The sequence below is a fragment of the Nocardia arthritidis NBRC 100137 genome (genome assembly GCF_001612765.1).
Taxonomy (GTDB): Bacteria; Actinomycetota; Actinomycetes; order Mycobacteriales; family Mycobacteriaceae; genus Nocardia; species Nocardia arthritidis.
In genome coordinates, this window is sequence record NZ_BDBB01000052.1 from 1 (window position 1) to 11,302 (window position 11,302).

The following is an 11,302-nucleotide window of genomic DNA, read 5'->3' on the forward strand; positions in this document are numbered from 1 at the left end:
AACTCGGCGAGATCGAAGCGGCGCTGCTGCGTTGCGACGGTATCGGGCAAGCGGTCGCGCTGGTGCGCGACGATCAGCACACCGGTGACCGCCTGATCGGTTATGTGGTGGCCGACACCGGCGTGACCATCGACCCCGCAACGGTCCGGGCCGAAGTCGCCCGGTTCCTCACCGGTTACATGGTGCCCGATGCCATCGTGGTGCTGGACGCGCTGCCGTTGACCCCGAACGGGAAACTCGACCGCCGCGCGCTGCCCGCCCCGGAGATCAACAGCGCCGTCGCCTACCGCGCGCCGCAGACGGTCACCGAGCAAGCGGTGGCAGGCGCGTTCGCCGAACTGCTCGGCGCCGACCGGGTCGGCCTGGATGACGATTTCTTCGGCCTCGGCGGCAACTCGCTGCTCGCGGCGCAGGTGGTCGGGCGGCTGCGGGACGCGACCGGAGCGACGGTGCGCGTGCAGTGGTTCTTCACCGACGCCACGGTGGCGGGCTTGGCCGCCCGCATCGACGCCGGTGACGCCGACGCCACCGCCGCGCTGGACGTGCTGCTGCCGATCCGTGCGAGCGGATCGGCGGCCCCGCTGTTCTGCCTGCATCCGATGTACGGCTTGGCCTGGTCGTATGCGGGTCTGGCCCAATTCCTGCCCGCCGAGCAGCCGATCTTCGGTCTGCAATCGCCCGCGCTGTCGGAAGACGGCGAACTGCCCGGTTCGCTCGAGCAGCTGGCCGAGCGCTACCTCTCGGAGATCAAGGCGGTACAACCGCAGGGTCCGTACCGGTTGCTCGGCTGGTCGCTCGGCGGTGTGCTGGCCCATGCCATCGCCACCGAGCTGCAGGACGCGGGCGAGCAGGTGGAGTTGCTGGCCATGATGGACAGCCATCCGAATCCGGACGTCGTCGGTTTCCGCGCCGCGGTGCGCGGTGCCCTGGCCGAACTCGGCCTCGGTACGGCGGCTGCCGAGGGCGATGATGTCTACGAGCTCGACGACGAGTCGTTGGCCGCACTGCACGCCATGATCCCGGCGGATCTGGTGGCGGTGACGCCGGAACGGCTGCGCCGGATCTATCGCAGCGCGGTCCGCTCGGCGGAGCTGATCGCCGAGCACCGGCCCGGCGTCTTCCGCGGCACCGTGCAGTACTTCAGCGCGGCCGTCGCCGACCCCGCCGACGAGTTGCGCGCCGCCGCGGCGGACTGGTGGCCGTATGTCCAGGGCATGGTCGTCGACCGGCCGGTCGAGGTCACCCATGCTCGGATGGCCGCGCCGGAGGCGCTGGCGGTGATCGGTCCGCAGCTGGCCGCTCTGCTCGACGGCCGCCGTTGATCGTCCCTGCCGACGCCGCGACCCGAATCCGGCGTCGGCAGGGAATAATCGTCCCCGGCACTCGTCATACGCGTCCGTTCCCGCGGCCCGGAACCCCACGGGTCGTGACCGGTCGCGCTCGGCGTGCGCCGACGGTTCGGTAACGATCGGCATGCGCGCGCTCGATGATCACAGCGCGGGGAGCATGGTGACGTGCGTGTGGCGACGATAGACAGGGTGAGGCAGCACGATGGTTCGGGCGGTCGGGCAGCGGTGTGACGAGACTGCGGAAGCGGTGCGCCGATGACCCGCCCGGCGCGCGTGCGCCCGACCCGGACCCGCCGCCCCCGCGTCACCACCCTGCCCCAGTTGATGGCCACGGCTGTCGAGGCGAACCCGAGCGGCGCGGCCGTGGTGTTCGGCGACGCGACCAGCACCTTCGCCCAGCTGAGTTATGCCGAGCTGGACGAACGGTCCACGCGGTTGGCGCGGTTGCTCATCGATCGGGGGGTGGGTCCGGAGGATCTGGTCGCGGTGGGTGTTCCGCGTTCGGTGGAGTCGGTGGTCGCGGTGTGGGCGGTGGCCAAGACGGGTGCGGGTTTCGTGCCGGTGGATCCGAACTATCCGGCCGATCGCGTCGAGCACATGGTCGTCGACTCGGGCGCGGTCTTCGGGCTGACGGTCCAGGAGGTCCGCGCCGACCTGCCGGACCGGGTCGAGTGGCTGTCGATCGACACCGCCGAGTGCGCACGGCTGCTCGAGGAGTTCCCGGCCGATCCGGTGACCTACACCGAGCGGGTGCGCCCGCTGCGCGCGGAGCATCCCGCCTACGTCATCTACACCTCCGGTTCCACCGGCAGGCCCAAGGGCGTGGTGGTCACCCAGGCGGGTTTGGCGAGTTTCTGCGCCGAGCAGCGTGATCGGTATCGGGTGACGAGTGCGTCGCGGACGTTGCATTTCGCCTCGCCGTCGTTCGACGCGTCGGTGCTGGAGTTGCTACTGGCGCTCGGTGGCGCGGCCACCATGGTCGTCGCGTCCCCCACGGTGTTCGGCGGCGAGGAATTCGCGTCCCTGGTACGCAGGGAGGCGGTCACGCACGCCTTCGTGACGCCTGCCGCGCTCGCGTCGGTGGACCCGGCCGGGCTGGACGAGCTGCGTGTGGTGGTGGCCGGTGGCGAGGCGTGCCCGCCGGAACTGGTACGGCGCTGGGTGCTACCGGTCTCGGGTGGGCGGACCCGCGAGTTCTTCAACGGTTACGGCCCGACCGAGACCACGATCATGACGAACATCAGCGCGCCGCTGGCGCCGGGGGAACCGGTGACCATCGGCGCGCCGATCCGTGCCGTCACCGAATACGTGCTGGACGAGCGGCTGGTGCCCGTGCCGAGCGGTGTGGTCGGCGAGCTGTACATCACCGGCGCCCAACTGGCCCGCGGCTACCACGAGCGCCCCGGGCTTACCGCGTCCCGCTTCGTGGCGAACCCGTTCGATGCGAACGGCTCCCGGCTCTATCGCACCGGTGATTTGGTGCGCTGGACGCCGGAAGGCGAGCTGGAGTATCTGGGCCGCAACGACTTCCAGGTGAAGATTCGCGGTTTCCGTATCGAGCTGGGCGAGATCGACGCGGTGCTGGCCGCGCACGAGACGGTCGATTTCTCGGTCACCGTCGGGCATCAGTTGGACAGCGGCGCCACCATTCTCGTCGCCTATGTGCACGCCGTGCCCGGGATGGCGGCCGACGCCGCCGAACTGGCCGCCTTCGCGCAGCAGAGCCTGCCCGCGCACATGGTGCCCACGGTGGTCATGGTGCTGGACGAGATCCCGTTGACCCCGGTGGGCAAACTGGACCGCGACGCGCTGCCCACACCGCGATTGCAGACCAAGGTGTTCCGCGCCCCGGTCGGCCCACTGGAAGAGCTGGTCGGCGAGGTGTTCGCCGAAGTGCTCGGACCTGGCGCGCCGGTCGGCGCGGACGACGACTTCTTCGAGCTGGGCGGCAATTCGCTGATCGCGACGCAGGTCGCGGCCCGGCTGGGCGCCGCCATCGCGGCCCGGGTGCCCGCACGGCTGATCTTCGAGAGCCCCACCGTGGCCGCGCTGGCAGCGCGGCTGGAGCCGCTGAAGGGCGCGGGGGACCGGCGCGCGTTGGTGGCGCTGCAGCGTCCGGAGCGGGTGCCGTTGTCGTTGGCGCAGCGGCGGATGTGGTTTTTGAATCAGTTCGATACCGGTTCGGCGGCGAATAATATTCCGTTCGCGGTGCGGTTGTCGGGTGTGTTGGATGTGGCGGCGTTGCAGGCGGCGGTCGCGGATGTGGTCGAGCGTCATGAGACGTTGCGGACGGTGTATCCGGCGGTGGACGGTACCGGTTATCAGGTCGTGCTGCCCGCCGCGCAAGCTGTTCCCGACCTCGCGCCGAAGCCCGTCGCCGAGCACGAGCTGACGGCCTGGCTGCGTGAATTCGCGTCGACCGGTTTCGATGTCGCGGCGGAGGTGCCGCTGCGCGTCGCGCTGGCCGAGATCGGCCCCGACGAGCACGTGGTCGTCGTGGTGGTGCATCACATCGCCGCCGACGGCGCTTCGGTCGCGCCGTTCCTGAGAGATCTGCTCAGCGCGTTCCTCTCCCGGCGCAACAGGGCGAGGCCGTCCTGGGGACCGCTGCCGGTGCAGTACGCGGACTACACGCTGTGGCAGCGCGCGATGCTCGGCGACGAGAGCGACCCCGATTCGGTGGCCGCGGCTCAGATCGCCTACTGGCGTCGCGCGTTGGCGGGCATCCCGGACCGGATCGACCTACCCTCGGATCGGCCGCGCCCGTCCGTCGCCTCCGGCCGGGGCGCGGAATACACCTTCGCCGTGGACGCCGCGGTGCACCGAGGTATCGCCGAACTGGCGCACAGCTCGGGCGTCTCGGAGTTCATGGTGGTGCACAGCGCGCTCGCGGTGCTGCTCGCCCGGCTCACCGGCACCGACGACATCACCGTCGGCACGCCCGTGGCGGGCCGTGGTGAACGGGAACTCGACGCGCTGATCGGCATGTTCGTCAACACGCTGGTGCTGCGCACCCGGATCGACCTCGGCGCGTCGTTCCGTGCGCTGCTCGCCCAGACGAAGGAAACGGATCTCGGCGCGTTCTCGCACGCCGAACTGCCGTTCGAGCGGTTGGTCGAGGTACTCGATCCGGTGCGGTCGCAGGCGCATCACCCGCTGTTCCAGGTGGCGCTGTTCTACCAGAACATGAGCAGGCCCGAGATAGAGCTGCCCGGACTGTCCGCTCGGGTACTCGAGTTCGCCGGCGCGGTCGCGAAATTCGATCTGCAATTGACCGTGGTGCCCGACACCGAGGGGGAGGCCGCGGGCTTCACCGCGGGGTTCACCTACGCCACCGACCTGTTCGACGAGCGGACGATCGCCGAGTTCGCCTGGCGGCTGGATCGACTGCTGGTCGTCGCCGTCGCCGAGCCGGATCGGCCGATCGGCGCGATCGATCTGCTCGCTCCCGTGGAGCGCGAACGCATCCTGCGCGAATGGAACGACACCCGGTATCCGGTGCCCGCCGAGCTGCTGCTCGACGGCTACCGGCGTGCGGCGGAGGCGTACGCGGACGAGGTGGCTCTCGTGCACGAGGGTGTCGAACTTTCGTATCGTGCGTTCGATGCGCGGGTGAATCGTTTGGCTCGGTTGTTGATTTCGCAGGGTGTGGGTGCGGAGTCGTTGGTGGGGTTGGCGGTTCGGCGGTCGTTGGATCTTGTGGTGGGGATGTATGCGATCGTGGCGGCGGGTGGGGCTTATGTTCCGTTGGATCCGGATCATCCGGCTGAACGCATCTCGCACATCCTCGAAACGGCGCAGCCGGTCTGTGTGCTCACGACCTCCACCGACGCGGTCGACGTGCCGGAGGGCACTGCGGTGCTGCTGCTGGACGCTCTGGACCCGAATCGATTCGACGACGCCCCGGTGCGTGCCGACGAACTGGTGCGCCCGGTGTTGCCGCACCATCCGGCCTACGTGATCTTCACCTCGGGGTCGACCGGCCGCCCCAAGGGCGTGGCGGTTTCGCACTTCGCCATCCAGAACCAGATCAGCTGGATGCTCGCGGCGTATCCGCTCGACGCCGATGACGTGTATCTGCAGAAGACGGCGACGACGTTCGACGTCTCGCTGTGGGGCTACTTCATGCCGTTGCGCGTGGGCGCGAAGCTCGTCGTCGCCACGCACGACGGTCACCGTGACCCCGCGTACGTCGCGGAAACCATTGCCTCCCAGGGTGTGACGGTGACGGACTTCGTGCCGTCCATGTTGACGGTCTTCGCCGCGCACACCGCCCCCGGCTCGTGCCCCACCTTGCGCGACATCTTCGTGATCGGCGAGGCGCTGCCGCCGGAGACCGTCGCCGCGGTGCGTGCCGTGTCCGACGCGGCCGTGCACAACCTCTACGGCCCCACCGAGGCGGCGGTCTCGGTGACCTACTGGCCCGCGACCGCCGTGGACGAGCGGTCCGTGCCGATCGGCGTCCCGCAGTGGAACACCCAGGTGTATGTCCTGGATTCGCGTCTGCAACCGGTGCCGACCGGCGTTCCGGGCGAGTTGTATCTCGCGGGTGACCAATTGGCTCGCGGTTATGTGCGGCGCCCCGATCTCACCGCCGACCGCTTCGTGGCCGACCCGTTCGGCAACGGCGCGCGGATGTACCGCACCGGTGACGTGGTGGTCTGGCGCGCCCCGACCGACGTTCTGCCGCATCGACTCGACTATCTCGGCCGGACCGATTTCCAGGTGAAGTTCCGTGGTCAGCGGATCGAGCTGGGTGAGATCGAGACGGCGCTGCTGGCGCAGCCGTCGGTGAGCCAGGCCGTGGCCCTCGTCGCGCCTTCGTCGTTGGGTGACCAATTGGTCGCCTACGTTGTTCCCGCGCCGGGGCAATCGATCGAGCAGGCCGAATTGCTGGCGGCGATCGGTGCGGCGCTGCCCGCCTACATGGTTCCGGCGGCGGTCGTCGCGCTCGAGGCGTTGCCGTTGAATCCGAGCGGCAAGCTCGATCGCAAGGCACTACCCGAGCCGACCTTCACCGCGCGGGAATTCCGTGCGCCCGCGACGGCGGTCGAGGAGATCGTGGCGGGGGTGTTCGGTGAGGTGCTCGGTGTGGGCCGGGTGGGTGCTGATGATGATTTCTTCGCGCTCGGTGGTAATTCGCTGGTCGCCACGCAGGTGGTGGCGCGTTTGGGTGTGGCGGTGGGTGCGCGGGTGCCGGTTCGGACGCTGTTCGAGGCGCCGACGGTGTCGGCGTTGGCGTTGGCGCTCGAGTCGGAAACCCACGGTGAGCGCCGGGTGGAGTTGGGTAGTATCGCCCGGCCCGGGAAGTTGCCGTTGTCGTTGGCGCAGCGGCGGATGTGGTTTCTCAATCGGTTCGATCAGTCCGATGATGCTGGGGAGCGTATTGGTTCGGCGGCCTACAATCTGCCGTTCGCGTTGCGGCTGACCGGTGCGTTGGATGTGGCGGCGCTGGGTGCGGCGCTGCACGATGTCGTCGCGCGGCACGAGGTTTTGCGCACGGTGTATCCGGAGACCCCGGATGGTCCGGTGCAGGTGGTGCTGGCGGTGGGACAGGTGGCGTTGGATGTGGCCGTTCATCCGATCGGTGCGGCCGAGGTCGCGCACGAGGTGTACACGCTCGCGGCGGCACCCTTCGATGTGACCGACGAAGTGCCCGTCCGAGTGCGGCTGCTGCGAATCGCGGATGCGCCGCAGGAGCATGTGCTGGCGGTGGTGGTGCATCATATCGCGGCGGATGCGTCGTCGATGGGTCCGTTGGTGCGGGATGTGATGGTGGCGTATTCGGCGCGGAGCTCTGGTGATGTGCCGGGGTGGTCGCCGTTGCGGGTGCAGTATGCGGATTACGCGTTGTGGCAGCGCGCTGTGTTGGGGGATGAGTCGGATCCGGATTCGGTCGCGGCTCGGCAGATCGGGTTTTGGCGTGGGGAGTTGGCTGGTCTGCCGGATGTGTTGGAGTTGCCGACGGATCGGCCGCGTCCGGCGGTGGCGTCGCTGGCCGGTGGGCGGGTGGGTATCGAGATCGATGCTGCGACGCATGCGGGGTTGGTCGAACTCGCTCGTGGGCATGGTGCGACGTTGTTCATGGTGGTGCATGCGGCGTTCGCGGTGTTGTTGGCTCGGTTGTCGGGCAATGCGGATATCGCTGTCGGTACGCCGGTGGCGGGTCGTGGTGAGCGTGAGCTCGATGATTTGATCGGGATGTTCGTCAATACTGTGGTGTTCCGGTCGAGGATCGATGGTGGCGAGTCGTTCGCGGATGTCCTTGTCCGTCAGCGGGATGTCGATTTGGCTGTGTTTGCGCATGCGGATGTGCCGTTCGAGCGGTTGGTGGAGGTGTTGAATCCGTCGCGGTCGACGGCGCGTCATCCGTTGTTCCAGGTGGGTTTGTCGTTTCAGAATGTTGCGCGTGCGGCGTTGGAGTTGCCGGGTTTGTCGGTGGCGGGTGTGGATGCCGATGTGGATGTGTCGCAGTTCGATTTGCATTTGATTGTTGGTGATGGGTATTCGGAGTCGGGTGCGGCGGCTGGTATCGGTGGGTTCTTGACGTTTGCGACCGATTTGTTCGATCGGGCGACGGTGGAAGGTTTCGTGGCGCGGTTCGCGCGGATCCTCGCGGCTGTGGTCGCCGACGCGAACGTCGCGGTTGGGGACATCGAGATCCTCACGGACGCCGAACGACACGACGTGGTCACCGCATGGAATGACACCGCCCATCCGGTGGATTCCGCCGCGACACTGGGATCGTTGCTGCGCGGGACCGTCGCGGCGACGCCGGGAGCGGTCGCGCTGGTCGCGGACCTGCCCGATGGCGAACGCGTCGAGCTGAGCTACGCGGAACTGTCGGCCCGGGTGCATCGACTAGCCCGCTACCTGATCTCGGTGGGTGTCGGTGCCGAGAGCAGGGTCGCGCTCGCGTTCCGCCGATCGGTGGATCTGGTGGTGGCGATGTACGCGGTGGCCGAGGCCGGTGGGGCGTACGTACCGATCGACCCCGACCAAGCCACCGAGCGAACCGACTACATCCTCTCCGCCGCCGCCCCGGTATGTGTGTTGAGCAATACCGAGTCGGATTTCGATACCGACGTCGCGCCGGTGGTGCGGCTGGAAGACCTGGAATTGAGCGCGGTCGCCAGCGTGCCGATCACCGATTCCGAGCGCGTCACGCCCGTTCGGCCGGAGAACACGGCTTACATCATCTTCACGTCGGGTTCGACCGGGCGTCCGAAGGGCGTCGCGGTGCCGCACTCGGCGATCGTGAACCAGTTGCTCTGGAAAGCGGCCGAATTCGAGTTGGCCGAGGACGACTCGGTGCTGCTGAAGACGCCGGCGACGTTCGACCTGTCGGTGTGGGAGTTCTGGTCGGCCGCGGTATGCGGTGGCCGTCTGGTGATCGCCGCGCCTGATGGCCATCGGGATCCCGCGTATCTCAACGATCTGATGGCGCGCGAGTCGGTCACCACGTTGCATGTGGTGCCGTCGATGCTCGACGCGCTGCTCGTGCACCGGGCGACCACGGACACCGGGGACTGGTCGCCGCGACGGGTGTTGGCTATCGGTGAGGCTCTGCCGGGTTCGATGGCGCGGCGGTTCTTGCGCGAGAATCCCCGTACCGAGTTGTTCAATTTGTATGGTCCGACCGAGGCGGCGGTGTCGATCACCAGCCACCGGGTCACCCTCGCCGACGAGACCTCCGTGTCGATCGGTGCGCCCGAATGGAACAGCCGGGTCTACGTCCTCGATGGGCGTTTGCGTCCGGTGCCGGTGGGTGTTTCGGGTGAGTTGTATTTGGCTGGTGCGCAGTTGGCGCGTGGGTATTTCGGTCGTGCGGATTTGACGGCGGATCGGTTCGTGGCCAATCCGTTCGAATCTGGTGCTCGGATGTATCGCACGGGTGATTTGGTCGCCTGGAACGGTGACGGTGAGCTGGAGTATCGGGGTCGTACGGATTTTCAGGTGAAGATTCGTGGTTTCCGTATCGAGTTGGGTGAGATCGAGGCCGCGCTGCTCGCGTTGCCGGAGGTCGCGCAGACGGCGGTGGTTGCGAAGTCGGATCCGAAGACCGGTGACCGGTTGGTGGCTTACATCGTTCCTGCCGGTACCGGTGCGGGTGCTGCTGCTGGTGGTGTGGATGTGGCGCGGGTGAAGTCGGAGCTTGCGGCGGTTCTGCCGTCGTACATGGTGCCCTCGGCGTTCGTGGTGCTGGATGCTCTGCCGTTGAATGTGAACGGCAAGCTGGATCGTAAGGCGTTGCCGGAGCCGGAGTTCGAGGTTCAGGCCTTCCGCGCGCCGTCGACGCCGATCGAGGAGATCGTGGCGTCGGTGTATGCCGACGTGCTGGGTGTCGAGGGTGTCGGTGCCGATGACGATTTCTTCGCGCTGGGTGGTAACTCGTTGCTGGCGACGCAGGTCGCGGCGCGTATCGGTGCGGCGTTGGACGCGCGTGTCCCGGTGCGTGTGTTGTTCGAGGCCTCCACCGTGGCCGGACTCGCGATCAAGGTCGAACGGGGCTTCGGTGCGGGCAAGCGCACCCCATTGATCGCCGGACCGCGTCCGGACCGCGTCCCGCTGTCGTTCGCCCAGCAGCGCATGTGGTTCCTCAACCAGTTCGACACCTCGGCCTCGGTCTACAACATCCCGGCCGCGATCCGCTTGTCCGGCGACCTGGACGTGGCCGCGTTGCGGGACGCCGTCGCCGACATCGTCGCGCGTCACGAGATCCTGCGCACGATCTACCCGCAGACGCCGGACGGCCCGGTGCAGCGAATCCTCGCTCCGCACGAGGTGTCGGTGGATCTGGCGCCCGTGCGACTCGATGACGAGCACCTCGCGCTCGAGGCACAGCGGATCGTCGCCGCCGGCTTCGACGTGACCACCGAGGTGCCGTTCCGTACGCGGCTGTTCCAGCTCGCCGGTGCCGAGTACGTGCTGGTCTTCGTCGCGCATCACATCAGCGCCGACGGCTGGTCGATGGGCCCGCTGACCAGGGATCTGATGCTGGCCTACGTGGCGCGCAGCGGCGGCCGCGAGCCGGCCTGGGCGCCGCTGCCGGTCCAGTACGCCGACTACGCGCTGTGGCAGCGCGAGGCGCTCGGCGCAGACGACGATCCCGAGTCGCTGGCGGGCGCGCAACTGGCCTACTGGACAACCGAACTCGCCGACCTGCCCGACGAGCTGAACCTGCCCGCGGACCGCCCGCGCCCGCCCGCCCAGTCCTTCGCCGGCGGCCGTACCGATTTCGTCGTCGAGGCCGACGTGCACGCGGCGCTGGCCGACCTCGCGCGGCAGCACAACGCCACGTTGTTCATGGTGGTGCACACCGCGTTCGCGGTCTTCGTGGCTCGCCTGTCCGGCACCGATGACATCGCCATCGGCACGCCCGTCGCGGGCCGCGGCGAACCCGAAATCGACGACTTGATCGGCATGTTCGTCAACACCTTGGTGCTGCGCACCCGGGTCGCGCCCGATCTCGGCTTCACCGAACTGCTGGCCCGCACCAGGGAAACGGATCTGCGCGCCTTCGCCAACGCCGACGTCCCGTTCGAGCGGTTGGTCGAGGTGCTCGACCCGGAACGCTCGGCCGGTCGCCATCCGCTGTTCCAGGTGGCTCTGTCGTTCGAGAACCTATCCGCGACCAGTTTCGAACTACCCGGTCTGAGCTTCACGGCGCTCGATCCGGCCGCCGACACCGCCAAGTTCGACCTGCTGCTGACCATGCGCGAGCAGCGCACCGAGTCGGGCGCGGAAGCCGGTATCGCCGCCGAATTCACCTACGCCCGCGACCTGTTCGAGGAGCGGACCGTCGTCGAATTCGGCCGCAGGTTCCGTCGCGTCCTGTCCGCGATCGTCCGGCATCCCGGCACCGCCGTCGGCGATCTGGAGATCCTGGACGACGCGGAGCGCGCCGACCTGATCGCCCGTACCGGCGCACCCGCCGTGCCGCCGCGCACGCT

Annotated in this window: 2 protein-coding genes; both read left to right on the forward strand. The window is 68.3% G+C overall.

Features of this window, described 5'->3' with window-relative positions:
* A partial coding sequence (locus tag NA8_RS28605) for a thioesterase domain-containing protein (RefSeq protein ID WP_245664044.1) occupies positions 1–1,322 on the forward strand: 1,322 nt, incomplete at its 5' end.
* Between the two features lie 282 nt (positions 1,323–1,604).
* The coding region (locus tag NA8_RS28610; RefSeq protein ID WP_157106973.1) for a non-ribosomal peptide synthetase at positions 1,605–11,302 on the forward strand (9,698 nt) is incomplete at its 3' end.